Source organism: Embleya sp. AB8 (genome assembly GCF_049739465.1).
Taxonomy (GTDB): domain Bacteria; phylum Actinomycetota; class Actinomycetes; order Streptomycetales; family Streptomycetaceae; genus Embleya.
This window is the reverse complement of sequence record NZ_JBMHHY010000040.1, coordinates 1-17,906: the sequence shown is the minus strand read 5'-3', so window position 1 is coordinate 17,906 and position 17,906 is coordinate 1. Positions and strand designations below refer to the sequence as shown.

17 protein-coding genes and 2 pseudogenes are annotated in these 17,906 nt (G+C 69.7%); 7 read left to right on the top strand and 12 right to left on the bottom strand.

Features of this window, described 5'->3' with window-relative positions:
• Positions 1 to 99: 99 nt before the first annotated feature.
• Positions 100 to 710: pseudogene (locus tag ABIA38_RS40580) on the top strand (IS5 family transposase); the annotation flags it as partial.
• A 448-nt stretch (positions 711 to 1,158) separates the two neighbouring features.
• On the opposite strand, the gene ABIA38_RS40575 reads toward ABIA38_RS40580, so the two are convergent.
• The 6 genes from ABIA38_RS40575 to ABIA38_RS40550 form a co-directional block, all read right to left on the bottom strand.
• A complete protein-coding gene (locus ABIA38_RS40575; protein ID WP_424644008.1) occupies positions 1,159 to 1,476 on the bottom strand; it encodes a YfhL family 4Fe-4S dicluster ferredoxin in 318 nt (105 codons plus the stop codon).
• A gap of 511 nt (positions 1,477 to 1,987) precedes the next feature.
• Positions 1,988 to 2,545, bottom strand: coding sequence for a hypothetical protein (locus ABIA38_RS40570; protein WP_424644007.1), 558 nt, complete (start codon positions 2,543 to 2,545; stop codon positions 1,988 to 1,990).
• A 359-nt stretch (positions 2,546 to 2,904) separates the two neighbouring features.
• Entirely contained in the window at positions 2,905 to 3,354 is a 450-nt protein-coding gene (locus tag ABIA38_RS40565) for a hypothetical protein (protein ID WP_424644006.1), read from the bottom strand.
• A gap of 55 nt (positions 3,355 to 3,409) precedes the next feature.
• Positions 3,410 to 4,426 (bottom strand): DUF2716 domain-containing protein, encoded by a 1,017-nt coding sequence (locus ABIA38_RS40560; protein WP_424644069.1) that lies wholly within the window; start codon positions 4,424 to 4,426, stop codon positions 3,410 to 3,412.
• 316 nt (positions 4,427 to 4,742) lie between these two features.
• The gene (locus ABIA38_RS40555) at positions 4,743 to 5,684 is read right to left on the bottom strand and encodes a hypothetical protein (protein ID WP_424644005.1); all 942 of its coding nucleotides are present in this window, start codon (positions 5,682 to 5,684) and stop codon (positions 4,743 to 4,745) included.
• Between the two features lie 107 nt (positions 5,685 to 5,791).
• On the bottom strand, positions 5,792 to 6,139 hold the full coding sequence (locus ABIA38_RS40550) for a hypothetical protein (RefSeq protein ID WP_424644004.1): 348 nt from the start codon (positions 6,137 to 6,139) through the stop codon (positions 5,792 to 5,794).
• A 1,026-nt stretch (positions 6,140 to 7,165) separates the two neighbouring features.
• On the opposite strand from ABIA38_RS40550, the gene ABIA38_RS40545 reads away from it, so the two are divergent.
• Entirely contained in the window at positions 7,166 to 8,185 is a 1,020-nt protein-coding gene (locus ABIA38_RS40545; protein ID WP_424644003.1) for an ArsR/SmtB family transcription factor, read from the top strand.
• A gap of 292 nt (positions 8,186 to 8,477) precedes the next feature.
• Here the strand turns inward: ABIA38_RS40545 and ABIA38_RS40540 are convergent, their stop codons facing one another.
• The 3 genes from ABIA38_RS40540 to ABIA38_RS40530 form a co-directional block, all read right to left on the bottom strand.
• Positions 8,478 to 8,795: a helix-turn-helix domain-containing protein gene (locus ABIA38_RS40540; protein ID WP_424644002.1), complete on the bottom strand. Its 318-nt coding sequence runs from the start codon at positions 8,793 to 8,795 to the stop codon at positions 8,478 to 8,480.
• Positions 8,796 to 9,341: 546 nt separating this feature from the next.
• On the bottom strand, positions 9,342 to 9,569 hold the full coding sequence (locus ABIA38_RS40535) for a DUF6193 family natural product biosynthesis protein (RefSeq protein ID WP_424644068.1): 228 nt from the start codon (positions 9,567 to 9,569) through the stop codon (positions 9,342 to 9,344).
• Positions 9,570 to 9,647: 78 nt separating this feature from the next.
• Positions 9,648 to 9,941, bottom strand: coding sequence for a hypothetical protein (locus ABIA38_RS40530; protein WP_424644001.1), 294 nt, complete (start codon positions 9,939 to 9,941; stop codon positions 9,648 to 9,650).
• Between the two features lie 411 nt (positions 9,942 to 10,352).
• Between ABIA38_RS40530 and ABIA38_RS40525 the strand changes: the two genes are divergently transcribed.
• A complete protein-coding gene (locus ABIA38_RS40525; protein WP_424644000.1) occupies positions 10,353 to 10,655 on the top strand; it encodes a hypothetical protein in 303 nt (100 codons plus the stop codon).
• 412 nt (positions 10,656 to 11,067) lie between these two features.
• On the opposite strand, the gene ABIA38_RS40520 is transcribed toward ABIA38_RS40525, so the two are convergent.
• On the bottom strand, positions 11,068 to 11,229 hold the full coding sequence (locus ABIA38_RS40520; RefSeq protein ID WP_424643999.1) for a hypothetical protein: 162 nt from the start codon (positions 11,227 to 11,229) through the stop codon (positions 11,068 to 11,070).
• A gap of 1,043 nt (positions 11,230 to 12,272) precedes the next feature.
• Entirely contained in the window at positions 12,273 to 12,878 is a 606-nt protein-coding gene (locus ABIA38_RS40515; RefSeq protein WP_424643998.1) for a hypothetical protein, read from the bottom strand.
• Positions 12,879 to 13,202: 324 nt separating this feature from the next.
• Between ABIA38_RS40515 and ABIA38_RS40510 the strand changes: the two are divergent.
• Positions 13,203 to 13,508, top strand: a pseudogene (locus tag ABIA38_RS40510) (transposase); the annotation flags it as partial.
• 79 nt (positions 13,509 to 13,587) lie between these two features.
• Here ABIA38_RS40510 and ABIA38_RS40505 read toward each other — a convergent pair.
• Positions 13,588 to 15,132: an MBL fold metallo-hydrolase gene (locus ABIA38_RS40505; protein ID WP_424643997.1), complete on the bottom strand. Its 1,545-nt coding sequence runs from the start codon at positions 15,130 to 15,132 to the stop codon at positions 13,588 to 13,590.
• 78 nt (positions 15,133 to 15,210) lie between these two features.
• Between ABIA38_RS40505 and ABIA38_RS40500 the strand changes: the two genes are divergently transcribed.
• From ABIA38_RS40500 to ABIA38_RS40490, 3 genes are all read left to right on the top strand, one after another.
• Positions 15,211 to 15,849, top strand: a complete 639-nt coding sequence (locus ABIA38_RS40500) for a TetR/AcrR family transcriptional regulator (RefSeq protein WP_424643996.1) — start codon at positions 15,211 to 15,213, stop codon at positions 15,847 to 15,849.
• A 314-nt stretch (positions 15,850 to 16,163) separates the two neighbouring features.
• The gene (locus tag ABIA38_RS40495) at positions 16,164 to 16,649 is read left to right on the top strand and encodes a hypothetical protein (RefSeq protein WP_424643995.1); all 486 of its coding nucleotides are present in this window, start codon (positions 16,164 to 16,166) and stop codon (positions 16,647 to 16,649) included.
• Between the two features lie 196 nt (positions 16,650 to 16,845).
• Positions 16,846 to 17,514, top strand: coding sequence for an NAD(P)/FAD-dependent oxidoreductase (locus tag ABIA38_RS40490; RefSeq protein WP_424643994.1), 669 nt, complete (start codon positions 16,846 to 16,848; stop codon positions 17,512 to 17,514).
• The last annotated feature ends 392 nt before the right edge of the window (positions 17,515 to 17,906 follow it).

Genomic DNA, 17,906 nt, shown 5'->3' with positions numbered 1-17,906 from the left:
GTGGGGCTTGCTTGAGCCGGTTGCCTGGAAAGCGGGCATGGCCGGTTCTGAGGGGGCCGGAGCACAGTAATGTGCTCCGGCTACCCGACCCCTTCCACAGACTTCCCGCCCTGGCGGACCTGTTACAACTTCATGGCCCGCTGGGCGGCGGCCGGCGTCGTCGGACAGATCCGCGACCAGCTCCGCAAGCGCGTGAGGCGCGGGATGGGCCGGTCCCCCGGGGCGGTCGCCACCGTCATCGACTCCCAGTCCGTCAAAGCCGCGGAGACCGTCGGCAAGGACTCGCGCGGCTACGACGGGGCGAAAAGGATCAATGGCCGCAAGCGGCACCTGGTCGTGGACACCAAGGGCTGCTGCTGTTCGTCCTGGTCACCCCGGCCGACCTGACCGACCGCGACGCGGCCAAGGAAGTGCTGTTCAGACTGCGGCTGATGCACCCCGAGATCGCCATCGTCTGGGCGGACTCCGCCTATGCCGGACAGCTGGTGACCTGCGCGAAGGACCACCTGAACCTGACCCTCAAGACCGTGAGCCCGCCCAAGGACGCCATCGGGTTCGTCGTCCTGCCCCGCCGTTGGGTGGTCGAACGCTCGCTCGCCTGGGTCATGCACGCCCGCCGACACGCCCGGGACTACGAACGGCTCGTCCAGCACTCGGAATCACTGATCGCCGGGGCCGCGATCACGCTCATGACCAGGCGCATCACCCGCAGACCATCACAGCGGACGAACCAACCGGCAACCCGCGAGAACGACAGGGACTGACGTTCATCCGGAACAACGACCCCGAGACCCCACCACGTTTCCGGCTCCCACTCTCCCAGAACACACCTCGACGCACCGGGCGATCGGCACCACCGGAAGCCACGAACCGGTGCGTTCAACAAGCGCGCCATCAACGCGTCTCACGGCCTCCAGTCCGAGAACAAATACTCATGGGCTGCTCGCACAGCAAGCAGGCGTCACGGTCCCGCGGTGGTGGGTCCGGGGCCGAGACGAGCTCGCACGCCCACTCAGGAAGCTCGATCGGCGGCTGATGGTCCATCCCTCGATCAACGAGCACACCACCGCGGCCTGACTGCTCCAACAGTGTGGTTACGCCTCCCACCTTTGAACACGGACACCGAGCACATTCATACGTACGCCGGCACCCGGTCGCTCATTCGGTCCTGAAGCGACTGGGGTAGACGCCGGAGTCCACGCGCGCGCGCAGTTCCTCGTCGTCCGGGCACAGGCGCAGGGCCCGGGCGATCAGATCCTCCTCGGTCTCCATGTTCTTCTCGTCGGGCAGGCAGCATTCCACCGGGCACTCGGACTGGCACGCGGGTTCGCCGTGGTGCCCGACACACTCCGTGCAGGCTTTGGGATCGATCACGAAGATCGTGCCCGCGGTTCCCTCGCCCGTGATCGCCTGGGTGGGGCACACGGGTTCGCAGGCACCGCAGTTGATGCAGTCCTGGGTGATCATGATGGCCATATCGCTCCCGTCCTCGAGTCTCGCCGTGCCCAACGAGCGAGTCACCGCGAGGTGACCGCGGCGGGGACACGTGCCGTCAGGCCAACGCCGTGCGACCGCAGACGACCGCCTACCCGACCGGACGCAGCCGGCCCCAGGAATGCAAACAGGTACGGAGAGAATTCGGAACACGGGTCGCTCCGGTCGCCCCTGGCGCCCACGAGTCCCACGAGCCGCGCTCATCCGCCGTCGTGCAAACATCCCCCGATGTGGGGGGCGACGGTGGTGGATCACCGCCGCCGGTCCCGGCGCGACGCACGACGAACACCGCGTCCTGAGCCGTGACTTCGGCATCGCCCCGACCGACGGGTCCCGGGACGAACGACCCGACGGCCGGCGGGGCGATGCGGCGACCAGGGTGGGCGTCGCCCCGGGCGCGGCCCGAGGCACCGCGGCGCCACCCACGTCGAGTCCGTATTCCCCGCGTCGGCGACGTCGGGGACGCAGGGCTCCCGCGCCGGCGGGCGTGGGTTCAGGCGTCGCGCCACGCCCGCCGGAAGCGTTCGCGGCCGGCCGGGTCGTCGTCGGGTCGGGCGGCGAGCAGGGCGCGCCAGGCGGCGAGTTCGACGTCGCGCAACCACGCCTCGCCCAGGATCGCGGCTTCCGAGCCGACGCGGTCGAGGGCGTCGACCAGTGCCCGCCCCACGACACGCGCGGTGGCGACGCGGCGGTCGCCGGCGATCCCGGAGAGGAAGGACAGGATCTGTCCGGCCGGCCCGGCGCCGTCGCCGGAGAGCGCGCGCAGGACCAGGCCCTTGACGTTGGCCGGCAACAGATGGGGGTCGTCGGACGCCTTCCACAACCGCACCCGGAAGTCGTCGGGGCCGCCCGGATCGGGAAGCACCGCCCACAGGGTCAACAGATGCGCGCCGGCGGCGTAGGAGGAGGAGTGGGCCGCGGCGAGTGCGGCGACGTCGCACACGCCGCGGACGTCGAGATCGGCGAGGGGAAAGTCGCCGGGCAGGTTCAACCGCCCGAGCAGGTGCGGCAGCAGGGCCTCGGTCGTGTGAGGACGGTGATCGGGCGGCATCGACACTCCCGCGGGTCGAGTACGGGCGGCACCGGCACACGCTCGGCGCCGGTCGGATCGATCCTCGCAACCACCGTGCGACCGCCGCGGCGACGCCGGCGGCCCTCGGCCGGGAACAGAGCACGAACGCCGCGTCGTCGCTCCTCGGGCATCGGTGTGAGGATCGGTGGAGGCTCGATGCGCGGACCCACATCCGGCTCCACCATCCCACGGAGACGCGAACCGCCCGCCCGCACCGAGGCCCCGATCCCCCGCCCGGCGCGACCGCGACCCTCGACGCACTGTCACACGCCCCCGGGCGGCGGACGCGCGGCACAGCCGGCGCCACCGACACCCGGCATCGGACGCCCGCGGCAGGCTCACGCGGGCGGGTGGACCCGGTCGCGCCAGGCGACCGTGTCGAGGGAGTCCATCAACGCGTCGTTCGTGAACGGGCTGGGATCGTCCCACCCGATGTCCAGCCACGCCCACATCACGCTCCCGCACAGGACCCAGTGATCGGCGGCGCCGCCGTGCAGCGCGCTGACGCCCGTGATCGAGAAATATCCCGCCCGACGGTGTCCCGGCACCGGCGCCTCACCCGGCGGCGGCACATCCAGCGGACGCACGACAGCACCGGGAACGTACGGCTCGATCATCGCCGTCCGCACATCCCGAAAACACACGTCCAGGACCCGATCGTCCTCGTAACGGATCCCGTACTGCGTCCGACGACGGAACACCATCCTCGAACGACTCGCGTCCCAGTCCCACAACTGCAGCGGCGACTGCGGCACCACCAACGGAAACCCACCCGACTCGAACCTCACCCCGAACCCTCCCCCACACCACGGCCGATGTCCGTGAACCCCCACGACCGCACCATCATCCCCACCACGACCACCCCGCGACGAACGAGGCCACCGGCCCGGGGTGAAGACGGCGCGACACCCCGACGGCAACGCGGCGGCGGACGCATACGCCGGCCCGGGGTCCGCGTTCGTCGGCGTCGTCCGGTCCGCCCCACGCGGCTCCCGTCGCCGCGGCCACGAGTGGTCGCCCATCGGTCGACCGAGCGGCCGACGAGGAATCGGCGTGGGGAGGTTGCGTACGGTATCTCGATCTCGGGCGGTTCATCCCCGGCGGCCGCTCACGCCGGACATCGGGGACCGGCGGGCCCGGTGTCGCCCGGAACGGCACGCGGCCGGCCGCGCGGCGTGATGGTGCGGTGGGCGTTCCCCGATCCGGGCGCGGGCTCGGGGCGAGGGCCTCGTGGTGGCGTGCCCGGGATGTTCGCCCGAGTGGTATCGACACCCGGTCACAGGTGTCGAAACCACCCGAGGAACGGAACACTCGTCGCGCGGCCGCGTGGTTCGCCGCGAGCCTGCCGGGGCGATCCGGCGGACTTCGACCCTGGGGCGGGTGAGCATTCATGACAAGGTCGGCCGAGGAGCAACGTGACCGCGAGATCCTGGAAGAGACCATGATCGGCATGGCCCGCGGAGAACTGCCCGAGGTGCCCTGCAGGGTGTGTGGGGATCCGATTCGGTACACGGGCGCGTTTCGTGCGATCGCGGCCAGGAGTTCCGCGCCGAACACGCAGAAGGTGTGTTCCCAGGGATGCCCGAAGGTGCCGAAGCGGAGGTCCTCCGCGAGGAAGACGTGGTAGTTGCCCTCGGGGTACGGGCCGAACGGCCAACCCTCGCGCGAGCGCCCCTCGAGCACACGCGGCAGGAACATGTCGGTCTCCGGGACGTCCGGGCGGAGCCGGTAACAGGTGTGCTGCCAGTCCAGGACCCTCAGCCACTCCCCCGGCCGGCAACAGCGGGCGAGCCCGTCCTGGACGACGTCGACCAGACGGTCGAGGTCCCGATCGCCGGGATCGTCGTGCGACGCGTCCAGACTCCAGTGTCAACGGGGGAAGCTCACAGGTCACACGATCACGAACCAAATCCCAGATCCTGCAAACCCAATGGCCAACACATGATCAACCGACAAGAACTTTCAAAGCAGCCGGGACGGAGCAATCGACCCGCCCAGTCACCCCAACGCCCGAAACACCGTCCCAAACCCGCCGGCGTCCGAGTCGGATCGCATCAACCCCCCTCCGCCGCACCCCCGATCGGCAGAGGCGAACATCCCAAGGACACCGCACCCGCAGACTCGTCGCCGCCGAGCGGCGACGTCGTCGGCAACCGCGGCCGGCGTCGGGCCGACGTCACCCCGCAGGGGAGGCGGTGAGCCGAGCGGCCGTAGCGAGGCGGTCGTCGAGCCGCCTCTTGAACGTGGCCAGGGCACCGGCATGCGAGGTGATGTATCGGTTGTCGTAGGCGGTCTCCACCGCAATCGCGACGCCGATCAGATTCGTGGACATCTTGCACTCCACATCGAGGGTCGCGGTCGCCGTCTCCTCCGGCGAGTGGCCGAAGGGCAGCGTGGTCGGCCCGGGGCGCGACGCACTCCATTTGGGATCGGTGTAAGCGGCCCACGGATTCGGGTAGAAAAAACCCTTCGCGCGCATACACTCCGCCCATCGGGCGTTCACGTCCACCATGCGCGGATCGTTCGCGGGAACCTTGGGGCCGCCGTCGGGAAGTGCCGTCGCGGCCGGCACGGGCGGGAGGCCACCGACGGCATCGACGCCTTCCTTTCGACAGCCGCCGACGGGAACGTGCTGCCCGTTGAACGTGGTGACCGCAGCCCCCGACAGGTCCCGGCCTTCGAGCACACCGGTCTCCACCGGACTGTAGGGCGCTTCCTCGGGGGTGTCGCCATTTCCCGACGGTCGGGCTTGTGTGTCGTACCCCTTGCTTCGTGCCGTGTCGAGGTCGAAGAATCCGTACACCACCGAGCGCATCCTGTTCTGGCGGATCGCGTCGTCGAATCCCTGCAACACCGGCGGGTGATACGCCAATCCGTAACGCCGCATGCACCGCCGCGAAACGACATCGATCGCCCGCTGAATCGCCACGTACTGTGCGGGCGTCGGCGTGTACGCGTCGATCGGGAGCGATATCGCGTCGACCGAAGTCACCGTGGCAACGGGCCCCAGCGGCGGTACGGAGGGCTGCTCCTGCGGATCGCGACCGGCACAACCGGACGCCACCAGTGTCAGGAGCGTCGCGAGCCCCGCCGTGATTCTCCGTGTGTTTGTCGTCATGGCTTGCCCCTGTTCATATCCGATGACGGCCGGTCGTTCGGAAGGCACCGCACTGTGAAGGGGCGGGCACCGAACGATCCGGTGTCCGCCCCACCCGTGAAGAGCCGTCAGCTGTTCACGATGTGTACGCCGTATACGTTCCCCCAGCTGCCGTAGGCCTGCTCGTAGTTGCGGCTTCCACCCATGGGCAGAAACTCGTTGTAATTGCGGCCCCGAATGCTGATGTCGGTAACGCTGGCCGAATTGCCCGAGCTGGTTGCCCAGACCTCGGAGATGTTGGCCCAGCCGTCACCGAGACCGGCGTAGCAGTAGTCGTGGGTGTGGCTCCATTCGTGCAGGGTGTTGTTGTTGCAGCCGACGTTGGTGATGGCGCCGGCCGGGGAGGCCGCGGCCACGGCGGCGGCGAGGATACCGCCGGCGAGGGCGAGCGCTGCGAGCTTCCTGCGAATAGTCATGATGTCCTCCGGATCGGTGGTCGAAGGTGTGATTCGTGGATCCCGGGCAACGGGCCCGGATCCGGTGGATCGGATTCCGGTCGACCGTCGAACGATGCGATCGGGTCCAAGTTCCACGGGCGATCTCGGCGGTCGCCGTCCCTGGCGTGGGCCGAGCGGTGAGCGGACTCCGCGAGGTCGGTCAGCAGACTCGAATGAAGTACACCGGGGCCCAGTTCCCGTGTGGGTCATCGGTTGCCGCGGAAGCCACGAAGATCAGATTCCTGAAGCGGTCGTACATGCCGAGAACGCGGCACGGGGCCTCCGCGCCGCTGCGAAGGTGGGCTCCATCTTCTCCTTGGGTGAGAGGGCGTTGAGAGCAGCCTTCGGGTTCGGAGCGTCGTGGACACGGTTCACCAAGGCCTGCATCGCCACCTCGATGGCACGGCAGTTCCGCCTACGGTGCTCGCGTGAGCGATGCCGGTGAAGCCGACGACGAGGGCCGCGGAGGCGACGAGCGCGCCGATCGTCTTGCCGGCCTTCGTAGTTGGGGTCCTTTCGGTGCGCAGCCGTCGTCAGGGTGGGCGCCCTTAGCTGCGGCAGGCGGATGTGGATGCCCGGTCGTGCATGACGAGACGCTCCTTGCGCCGAGTGATCCTGCTCCCACTGAGAAGTCATCTGGTGCCGGACGAATTGTGGGAGTTGTTCCGGCGGGTCGATCAGGCTGCCTCGGGTGGCCGTGTGGAGTCTCGTTTTCCGTACAAGTCCGTGCAAGTCTCCGAACCTCGGCCCGAACCCGGGTTGGCCGGTCGCAGCCCGGTGGTGTCCGGGTGCGTGACCAACGCTGGCAGGCGCCCAGGGGCGTCTGGAAGTCTTTACCGCCTGGACTTAATAACGACACTCGTCACCAAACCGGGCAACCGTATGTCAGGCATCATGTGATGTGAGGTCGCTGTTGGGGGGAAGTCGGCGCGAGGACAGTCCTTCCCAGCGCGATCCGGGACGTGACGGTTGGACACGGCGGGGGCTTGCCGGGGACTGGGGGGTGTGGTGCTGCGTCTGCATTTCACGGCTGAGGACCTCGTGAGGGTCCGGGTGTGGGTGTTGGGGCCGTTGGCCGAGACGCAGTGGAGCCTGCGGATCCTGAGACAGCAGACACCCGGCGCGTCCCTGTTCGCAGGCTGGCGCACGCGTGTCCTGCGGCAGGCGCCGCCGACCGCCGCCTCACTGGCGGGATTCCTGGCGCCACACAACAGCGGCGCCACCGACCTGTTCACCCTGGCGGGCAGGGTGGACACTCTGGCTGCGGGGCTGGAGCAGTTACGGTCTCTCCCCGCCGAACGCATGCACGGGGAGTTCGCCGCGATCCCGGGCATCGCCCGGCGGATGCCGCCCTGGCTGAGCCCCGCCGTCACCAGGGACCGCCGCGCCCGAGAGGACTTCCTCGGCGCGCTCCGGCAATGTCACGACGCGTTCATCGGCCCGGTCTGGCCGAGACTACGCCTGCACCTGGAAGCCGAATGCATGGCGGGCGCACGCAAGGCCATCGAGGGCGGCGTCGACAAACTGCTCAGGGAGCTGCATCCCCTGCTGGTCTGGAATCCCCCGGTGCTGGAACTGCCCACCTACAAGCCCTGGATCAACCAGACCACCGACGCCCACCTGGACGGCCGCGGCTTGATCCTCGCGCCCTCCCTGTTCTGCCCCACCGAACCGCAAATCTTCACACCCACCCTGGACGACGCAGCGCCGATCCTGATGTACCGAGCCGGCCAAGACGCGGCCACCATCAGCTCGATCCTGGCACCCCCCGACGCAGGCTCATCAGCCGCACTCACCGCGCTGCTGGGGCGAACACGCGCCACCGCCCTCGCGGAGCTGGCCGTCACCGCCAACACCACCATGCTCGCCCGACGACTCGGCGTCACAACCGCAGCGGCCAGCCAACACGTCAGCATGCTCCGCCGCGCAGGACTCGTCGCCTCACGCCGCGACGGAAACAAGGTCTGGCACACCCTCACCCCGCTGGGTCTATCCCTCCTCCAAAGACACACTCCAACGCTTTGACGATGGCGCAGCGGCGTGAACCTCGACGGGGGCCGACCTGTTCGAGGTCCTGCAGAAGCAGGTCGAGAACATCACCGCGGCCCAGGCCACCGCGACCGGCCGGGTTGGGTCTCCTGCTACGGGCCACCGTCCCGCCGTCGATGATCGCCACCGCCGGCTTGCGGGGTAGCACCGGACGCGACGAAGGCCCTCACGCCACGAACACCGCCGTGGAATGGAGGCCTTCGTCGCGCCATCCACACGTTGCCCGCAGGTTGCCCGGGACCGGTCTGGCACATCGCGCGGCCGGTTCTCACTCGGCTGAAGGATCCCCTGCCTTCGGCGTCGATGTTTTCGGCCGGGTGGTTCCCGACCCCTTGTAGTCGCGGAACACGTCCTGCACCGTGCCCAGCTTGATGTCGAGGCGCGCGGCGAGCTGACGGTACGACAACCCCTGTCCGTCATCGTAGAGACGAAGGATCAACTCCTTCCGCTCCGCCGACCATTCGCGGTTTCGCCGCACCTGGTCGGCCATGATGCGACTCTTCGCCCGAACCCGCGCTTCGACGTCGCCGATCTGCTCAACGGCGTCAAGAGCCTGTGACACCCGGCGCACCTCCTCGTCCGACAAGTCGACCCCTTCATTCGGCGGAGCGCCTGCCGGCACCGTAGGGGTCCCCTACAGTGCTCACAAGCGGCCCAGGCTGCTCAGCACAAAAGCCCCGGCCCTCGCGGTCGCACGCGAGGTTCCGGGGCTGATGAACGGCTCGGTGTCGCAAACCGAGCCAACAACCTCGGGCCTGAGCGCATGCGTGCGAGGGCCGGACTGCCAGACACCTGCCTCCAACAGGAGCCGACACCGATGAATGCCGGCGATCTGAAATCGACGTCCCTGGCGGACGCGCGGCGCGACGACGTCGGGGCCGTCCTGGGCGCGGTCGCCGTCGAGCTGACGACCGAACGTCCGACCGGCGGCCTGGGAATGGACGCGTTCGTCGCCTTGGTCGAGTCGAAGGCCACTGCGGGCACCGCGTGCGGTGCCCGCGTCCTCGCGGACGCGACGCCGAAGGCCACGCCGACGCTGGAACCCGCGATCACCCGGGGCGAGTTCGCGTTGCGGTTGCGCGACCGGATCGCGCGGCCGGCGACCAGTGGTCCGACGAGGACAACAAACCGGTCATCGCGCGCATCCCGAACCCGCGCTCCCCCGCTCGCCCGACGTGCGCGACGGGGTCTCCGGCGACCACGGCGTCACCACGTTCCACAGGCCATCGCCCGCCGGGGTGACCCGCGGCACCACTTCCCGGTACGGGTCGGCGGTGCTGCTCAACAGACCGAAGCCACCGTGCGACAAAAACGGGAAGTACACCCGCAGCGTCGGCTGCGCGTAGAGCGCCTCGGCGATCTCCGCGTTGCCGAGGCGGATGTTCCAGGTATGGCCATGGACCGCGGGCCTTCGAGATCTCGCGCTTGGGTCGACGGATCAGCGTCCTCGTTCGCCGCACTCCGCCGGACGGACGACACCACCGTCGACACTCTCCCCGATCGGTGCGCCCACCAGGCGCACGCACGCATCCCCGCACTCCTCCACCGGCGGGTTCTCGACCACCACCGACGCGATCGACACCCTTGCGCCCGCGGGGTGCAGTTCCCCTCGCGGTGGCTCGGCGGGGAGCGCGCCGTCCAGGATCCCGAACGCGATCGTCCCGCCCTCGGTCGCGACGGCTTCGCGGACGTCGAACCGCCATGGGCGGCGGCCGAACCGGGCAGGTCCCATCCCGACCTTCCCGGCACCGCCAGGACCTCCCGGCGACCGCGGACGACCGCGGCCACGGCGCGGCACAGCGGCGCGTGGTGGCCGGCCGCTGTGCGAACGCGGTCGAATCCCGGGATCGGCGTGGAGCACACCATTCCCCGGAGGAGGGTGACCGCCGCCTCGCGGGCCTGGGGTCGTCCGTGCTCGGCGATGTCCGGCAGGAACGGCGCGGCCACCACCGCGGCCGGGAACACGGCGGACATGTGGCTGTGCACAAGCGTGCTGTTGGACGGACGGGACGCCGCCTCGACGAGGTGACGCATACCCTCGGAAACATCCTGCAGACCCACTCGCCGATCTCCGGCCTGTAGCGGTCCGGTCCGTCCCTCGCGAGTGATTGCCCAGGTCCTGCCGATGCGCGAACATCCTCGGATGGAAACGGACGAGAACCGGACGCTGGTGCGCGTGGTACAAACCTGTCACGGCTTTCCCTCGCAGTGGAACGCCTGGACGGCAACCGGCCGGTACCTGTATCTCCGCTACCGACACGGCGAGGGCAGCGTCGAATGGCACCGCGGCCCGGACGATGCGGACGACACGCCCGAGACGTGGAACGAGGGCCTGTCCGGGCTCCTGGTCGAATGGGACGACGGCACCGACGGCGGCGAGATCGACCTTGAGGACTTCCTCGCGGCAGCCGGCCTGGTGCTCGCGCCGGATGCCGCAGTCGGCTGAGCTCGTGGCGTCGAGCCACGCGGACCCGGGTGCGGTCGCGGGTGCGCCCCCTCGGCGGGTGGCCCCGCTCGCAGGCCCAAGGCCCGCAGTGGCCCGTGAAGTTACGAATACAGGGTGCAGGGACCTGTGCTCTCGGACCGAGGCGGCCGGCCCCGGTGGCGTTGTCGGGATGGTCGCCCGACAGCGCCCCCACTCGTCACGAGCCCGCGTGCCGGGTGGTGCCGTTCAGGCACGCGACCCGATGCACCTACGCACGGAGCCTCGTGGGCTCGCCGGGGCGCAGACACGGAGGCGGGTTCATGGCGGGCCGTGGCTGCCGCCGGAGCACGGGCGAACGACAAGCGGGCCGGGGGCAAGGAACCGCGAGAGTCCGGCGCCGGATCCCTGGGCGCGACGAGCCGGTCGTGGAACGTCACGGGCCCGCGACAAGCGCCGCCGCACGCCACACGACCGGTTCGGCGGGCACACGGGGATCGGCGTCGACGCGGACCTCGACCACACACTCCAGGGCGCCGTACCAACGCCGTAGGAAACGCCCGACACCGTCCGAGGTGATCGACGAGAGTTCGTCCACTACGCCCGAGAATCGTCGCGGACGCGCAACCCGCTTTCGCCTCCCACCCGTTGTCTATTCAAACCAGCCATGATTGGCTAGCCCGAGTAGACAAGGATGAGGGCCGCTCCTTCGCGCTCGCCGGCGTCGGCAACACGTGGGTCGTCGAGATCCGGGATCTCCCCATGTTCCGGATCGTCCTCACACAACTCCCAGCTGACAACACCGAACTGTCAGCGCAGCGTTGCGTATCGGGGGCGTGCAGGCGCACAACGAATTCCGGGAGTTCCACCATTGACACCGCCCGTTCCCCGAGCTGGGACGATTTCGGTCCCGGTTGTGGATCCGGGGCGTTGCCCGGCCTTCTCACATCCTGCGGCGCCGCAGGTCGACCGCTCCGGGCCGAAAACGGCGTCTCCGTCCGCAGGCCACGCGCACGTACCACGCGAGGTTCTCAAATCGTGCTGAGCCACGGGCCGGGACACCGCTGCCCCACCCTGCCACCGGTAGGACGCAATCCCCGCATCCGCCGCCGACACCACCTCCGGGCGGAACACGTGCGCACGCGATGATGACGGCATGCTCCCTCCGAGACTGCTGTGGCGTGACCCGCGACCGATCCCCCGCCTGGACCCGCAGGACATCGTGATCGAGGTGGTGCGGGATCCGTCGCTCCACGAGCCGTCCGAGACGGATCCGTGTGTGTCCTTCGGGTACATGTGCCTCACCCACGACCGCGCCTACGTCGGGGGGTTGCGGCGAGGGAGAGCATCTCGTCGCGTCGGAGTGCTCCGTGCACGGCCCGGAGAACATCGGGGCCCACGCGCCTGATGCACCGATTCCCCGCGGGATTCACGCCCGCCCTCACTCCGGATCAATACGCCGAACTCGAAAAGGATCTGTATCCCGAGGCACTCACCCCATACGACAACGTCGGCCTTCAAGACCACGACCAGGTCTTGAAGGCCGACGTCACGCACGGCCCCGAATCGACCAACAGCATCCGCGTTCTCGGCCCGGGGCCCGGCCGTGGGCCGGGTCGGTCCAGGCCGCTCCCGTCCGGCTCACGCCTCGAAATCGTGATCCCCGTACTCGACGTAGCCCCGGTCGATCAGTTCGTCCTCCAACTCGTCCTCGTCGAGCCCGTCCAGGTCGCAGAGGTCATCGGCGGGGCCGTCGCCAAGCATGACGTGATCGCCGGGCTCGGCGATCTCACCCACGAGTGGCGGAACGAGGGCGGCGTCCCAGTCCACGGTGACCTGGAACCTGCCCTCGAACCTGCCTTCGAACAACCCGTCGGAGAGCTCCGCCCTCACCCTTTCCGCATCATCCGCGCCGACGGCATGGCCGGTCGGTTCGCCCGATCCGAGGAAGGTGATGTCGGGGTAGCCGTCGATCCGGATCGTGACGAACGGGTGCAGATCGATGGAACGCTCTCGTTCGCCTCGCTGATACACGTCCAGGGCCAGATCGGCACCGTGGCCGTAGTCGAACACCAGCCATACGTTGAGGGAATCGTCGAATTCGGAGGCCAGCGCGGCGACGGCTTCGTCGAGGCTGCCGCAGATGTGGTGCGCGTCCTTCCTGGCTCCGCCGGGAGACACGCCGAACCTCACATCGTAGAAGCTTTTGGGCACCATGCCCGGAACCCTACGCAGGGAGACGGACAACGGCCTCTCCGTCACCGGATCGGCAACGTGGCCACGGCTGTTGCCGCCACCTCCGCGCACGCCACGCGGCTCCGCCGAGCAGCCGGATCATCGTTTCCACGCGCGGTGGGCGAGGCCGACGCCGGCGCGGGGTGGGCACCGGCGGAGTGGGTGTCGCACCGCAGGCGCGAACACGGCGAATCACGAGACCCACGGATGTCGACGCGTCCACGCCGTCCCGGCCCGCTCCGGCGAGACCGTTTCCCCGGAACCGGTCCGCGCGTCGATACGCGACCCGGGGCTCGTCCCCCGCCGGCCCCGACCCTGACGCGTCGTGACGACCCGAACCGACGGCGCGCAGACGTGTGCATCGTCGCCTGCGACGGATTGAAGGGCCTGCCCGACGCGGTCACCGCGACCTGGCCGAAGGCGACGATCCGAACGTGCGTGATCCACCTGATCCGGGCCTCGCTGCGATTCACCTCCAGGAAGGACCACACCGAACTCGTCACCGCCCTCAAGGCGATCCACACCGCCCCGACCGAGCAGGCCGCCGCCGAGGCGCTGGACGAGTTCGCCGTCCCGGACCCGGGAGTTCGTTACCCGGCGATCGTCCGGACCGGGCGGCGGGCCTGGCCCGGACACGCCCCCTCACCGGGGCCCGGGGGGCGATCCTCGGTATCTCGACGGACAGACCGACTCGCGTGTGCTGCGCGGCGGGCGACTGCGTTCAGCCGGTCGTGCCGGCCTGCGTGGATGGGGTGAGCCAATCGTCGAGCGGGACTTCGCAGGTGTTGAGGATGCCGGCGATCAACGCGTAGGCGCCGACGAGGGCGAGCAGTTCCAGCAGTCGCGGCGTGGAGTGGTGGACGGCCAGTTCCCGCCGGGTGGCCGGCGACAGTACGTGGTCGTCGCACAGTTCGTCGACGGCTCGCAGCAGGGCCCGGTCGGCCTCGTGCCAGCCGGGGTCGTCCGGCCCGTCGAGGACGCGGGCGATCTCGGATCCGGTGAGGCCGGCGGCGGCGCCGAGGCGGGTGTGGTGGTGCCACTCGTAGGCCGCGCCGGTGCGGTGGGCCGTCCGCAGGATCGCCAGTTCCCGTTCACGAGGCGGGAGCAGTCCCTGGGCGAGTTGGGTGAGCAGGGGCGCCAGGGCGATCAGGAGGTCGGGGTGGTTGCCGATGGTCGCCAGGACGTTGAGCACGGGGCGGCCCGCCAACGGCCCGGCGCCGCCGGCGAGAATCTGCGCCGCCGGGCCCTCCAGCCGTCCGGCCAGGGCTGCGATCTCGGACGCGGGCCGCGGCACGATGCGCGGCGCCACATCGACGGCAAGCGGTGCCGTGTCGGCCGGGTGCGGGGCGGCGTATTGGTCGAGGCGGTCCATCAGTTCGATCTCGTCGGGGGTGCCGTCGCCGTTGAGTTCACGGTAGACGGCGCCGATGTTGAGCAGCAGCCGTTCGGGGTCGTCCCAGTGGGCGAAGCCGTCCAGGTCCATCTCCCGGGCGGCTTGGAGAACGGGTGTGCCGGCGCGGTGCGCACGCACGGCGTGGTCGCGGACCCGTTCCAGGTACTCGCGGAAGGCACGGACCTCGGGCTTGCCGACGACCGGGCCGTGGCCGGGCACGATCGTCTCGACGTCCAGGCCGAGGATCAGGTCACAGGCGGCGATCCAGCCCGCGATGGGGCCGCTGTGAACCACCGGGTGACCGCCGATGAACAGGATGTCCCCGGCGAACAGCACCGCGACGTCCGGGACGTGGACCAGCACGTCGCCGACGGTGTGCGCCGGGCCGACCTCGATCAGTCGGACGGTGCGCCCGCCCACCGCGACGTCCAGTTCGCCGCCGAACGTCCGGGTCGGCGGGGTCGGGGTGATGCCGGTGAAGTCGAAGGTCCTGCGCATCTCCTCGGCGACCCGAGGGAGCGGGACGGCGCCCGGGCAGGCGAACAACTCGTGGAGACGGTCGCCGCGCATGTGGGCCGCGGCGGCCTCGGAGGCGAGGATCGTGGCGTCCGGGAGCAGCTGGTTGCCCCACCAGTGGTCGCCGTCACTGTGGCTGTTGACCAGGGTGCGGATGGCGAGCCGGGGCAGGGTCCGCGTCATCGTGTCCAGCATGGCGCGGGTCTGCGGGACGGTGAACAGGGTGTCGACGAGCAGCCCTTCGCCGTCGGCGACGACCAGCCCGGCGTTGCTGAAGCCCCAGGAGCCGTCGGGTTGCAGGTAGGCGTAGGTGTCCGCGGCGATCTCGTGCAGGCCCGGGGTGAACGGGACGGTCATCGTTTGACCTCCTCAGTGGATGTACTGGAGTACCAATATGTACTCCAGTCTTAGTTTGGATTCAAGTACACTCGCGGTGTGAGATCGACAGCGCCGCAGGAACCGGCCGGACACCACAACCGACAGGACCGGCGCGGACAACGCCGCAACGCCACCCGTGAGCGGCTCCTGACCGCCGCCCTCGACCTGTTCGCCACCCGCGGATACGCGGCCACCACCTACGACCACATCGCCGAACGCGCCGACACCGGACGTCAGACCGCCTTCAACCACTTCCGCCGCAAGGAGGACTTCGTGACCGCCTGGGTCCGGCAGCGACACGAGTTGCTGGACCGGCAGGAGGCCAGGGACGCGGCGGACGGCGAATCCGCCGTCGAGGCGCTGGCGGACGAACTACGCGCGCTCGCACGACTCAACGAGCAGGACTACGCACTGGCCAAGGAACTCCACGACAGCGGGGTACTGCACGCCGCCTTCGGCCTGGGCGCCGCCACACCCCGCGCGATCCTCACCGCCGTCACCCGCGGCCGGCAACGCGGCGAGATCCGCCCCGACATCGACCCGGAAACCATCGCCGACCTCGTCTTCGACAGCTACACGACCACCCTGAGCCGCTGGCTGCGCAGCGCCGGCGCCTTCCCCCTCGCCGACGCCCTGCTCGCCAGGCTCGCCCTCCTCACCGCCGGCTTCGGCCTGCCGGACGACGCCGGCGCCTGAACGCCGGGGCGGGGCCGATGGACCGTGCGTGACGCCGCCGCGGGGACGGCGTCACGCACGGCGCGACATCAGTCCTGCGACCCGATCCTGCATCCTTCGTGGACCATGTCGGCGTACTCCCTGGATGGCAGGTCGCCCCAACCCTCCTGAATGCGGTGGTGGTAGGCCACCGTGTAGGCCACGTCACACGGGTCGGGGTGTCGGCGTCCGAATCGATGTGGCAAGGGCAAGATTTTCGTAGGCGGGGGGTCATCCGGGCACGATGGTCGGCCGAGCCGCATAGCGGCGACGTAGGTGACGATCAGGACGACGCGGTGAAGGAGAAGGACGCCGGCGCGTCCCGCCGTGATGCGTTTCCGGAGTTTCACATCGGTGATGCGGCCTTCGTTGACGCCGAAGTCACAGGGGGTGGTGATCCCCCGGACGACTACCCTCCGGTGTTCGCGCAGGGCTGCCGCGACCCCGACGAGAGGCCCCGGCTCGCCGGCGGTGGGTCGGTCGAGCCAGTCGGGCAGCGGTGTGCCGTCGCGGGTGTCGAGCGTGGCGGCGAACTGTCGGACCAGGTTGTGGGTGCGGTGGAGTCCCGGGCAGTGGTCGAGGAGCCGGTGCAGGCGCACTCGGAAGTGGGATCCGCCGTAGCCGGCACGATCGGTCGGGACCCCTACGGACACAAATCCTCCTTCATGCACGGCGACCCCGACCGGCGCGACGTCTCCCTCGCCCGCGTCAACATGCGCTACGAAGTCAGCCCCGGAGTCCGGATCGTCACCATCGTCCGCGCCGCCGCGTCCTTCGGCTGAACCCCACAGGGACGACACCCCGGCCTCGGCCCGTTCGCGAACGCGGACGGATTTCCGCGGAGGCCCAGGCCTCACCCGCCGGGGCAGCCGTCGGAGAGGAGGCGGGTCCAAATCGACACGAACGGCCGCCGAGTACGGACGACATTCTCAATCGGCGCCGCACCCCAGGTCGGAACACCGCACCCACAAAACGCGGATGAGACGACACGGTCACAGCGCCGAGTTCCCGCCGGCTGGAGAAGCCCTCGAGCTGTGGCAGGAGGCAGCCGTGGACGGCGACTTCGAACCGGTCAACGGTGGGAACCTCTACTTCCAGACCACCGACGACGAACTCCCCACCCTGCAGGGCCCGGTCGACGAAGCCCGCCGCACAGGCGCGACCGGCGTCCGTCTCCTCGACGCCGACCGGACCCGCGAGATCATCCCGTGCGCGACAAGCCCCCTCCGGGGCGCCATGCGGAGCCCCGCGGATGCGGTCTGCCGGCCCGAGAAGGGCACCGCGTACCACGTCCGGCGCGCCCGCGATGCCGGCGCGCACGTCGCCTACGGTGTCGAGGCCACTCGGCTCCTGGAAGCCGACGGCCAATTCACCGGCGTCACCACCGCAGCCGGCACCACCCACGCGCCCACCGTCGTGGTCGCTGCCGGCGTATGGACCCCCTACCTCGCCAAGACCGTCGGCCTCAGGGTCTCGATCATGCCCGTGATCGTGTCCGAGCCGGAGACCGAGCCAGTCGAACCACTGTTCACCCAGGCCGTCCGCGCCCTCGGCTTCGGCGCCCGGCAACGCCCCCGCGCGACCGAGTCGTCGTCTCCGCCGGGCTCAACGCCAAGGTTGCCCACGAGATCTCGCCGGCAGACGTAACCGGACTACGGCTCCGACTGCCCAGGGCCATGTCCTTCCGCAAGAGCCTCAAACTGCGCCTGGACACTCGCCGTATCCCGCAGCAGATCCGGCAGCGCCTCCGGGAACCCGCCCCGGGGCGCGCCGCCTCGGGATACGCCCCCTCGTCGTGAAGTCCGGTACGCATCGGACGGATCACTGCTCGTGCCACTGGTCCTCCACCTGCCTCGAGGCCCCGTCCATGGCATCGACCCCGCGCGGTGTCCCGTCGAACGGAGCACGGACACGACAAGCCCCGCCGGGGCCGGTCACGGGGCATCACCCATGTCGCACGCGAGTTGGGAATCCGCGACACCACGCTCGGGACCTGGGTTGCCCGGTATCGCAGATCGACGGCGGAACCCGAATCGGAG

Excerpts from the sequence above, each read along its gene's own strand:
- ABIA38_RS40575 (WP_424644008.1), bottom strand. The coding sequence starts at position 1,476 with ATGGCCATCATGATCACCCAGGACTGCATCAACTGCGGTGCCTGCGAA.
- ABIA38_RS40570 (WP_424644007.1), bottom strand. The coding sequence starts at position 2,545 with ATGCCGCCCGATCACCGTCCTCACACGACCGAGGCCCTGCTGCCGCAC.
- ABIA38_RS40555 (WP_424644005.1), bottom strand. The coding sequence starts at position 5,684 with ATGACGACAAACACACGGAGAATCACGGCGGGGCTCGCGACGCTCCTG.
- ABIA38_RS40550 (WP_424644004.1), bottom strand. The coding sequence starts at position 6,139 with ATGACTATTCGCAGGAAGCTCGCAGCGCTCGCCCTCGCCGGCGGTATC.
- ABIA38_RS40530 (WP_424644001.1), bottom strand. The coding sequence starts at position 9,941 with ATGGGACCTGCCCGGTTCGGCCGCCGCCCATGGCGGTTCGACGTCCGC.
- ABIA38_RS40525 (WP_424644000.1), top strand. The coding sequence starts at position 10,353 with ATGGAAACGGACGAGAACCGGACGCTGGTGCGCGTGGTACAAACCTGT.
- ABIA38_RS40505 (WP_424643997.1), bottom strand. The coding sequence starts at position 15,132 with ATGACCGTCCCGTTCACCCCGGGCCTGCACGAGATCGCCGCGGACACC.
- ABIA38_RS40490 (WP_424643994.1), top strand. The coding sequence starts at position 16,846 with ATGAGACGACACGGTCACAGCGCCGAGTTCCCGCCGGCTGGAGAAGCC.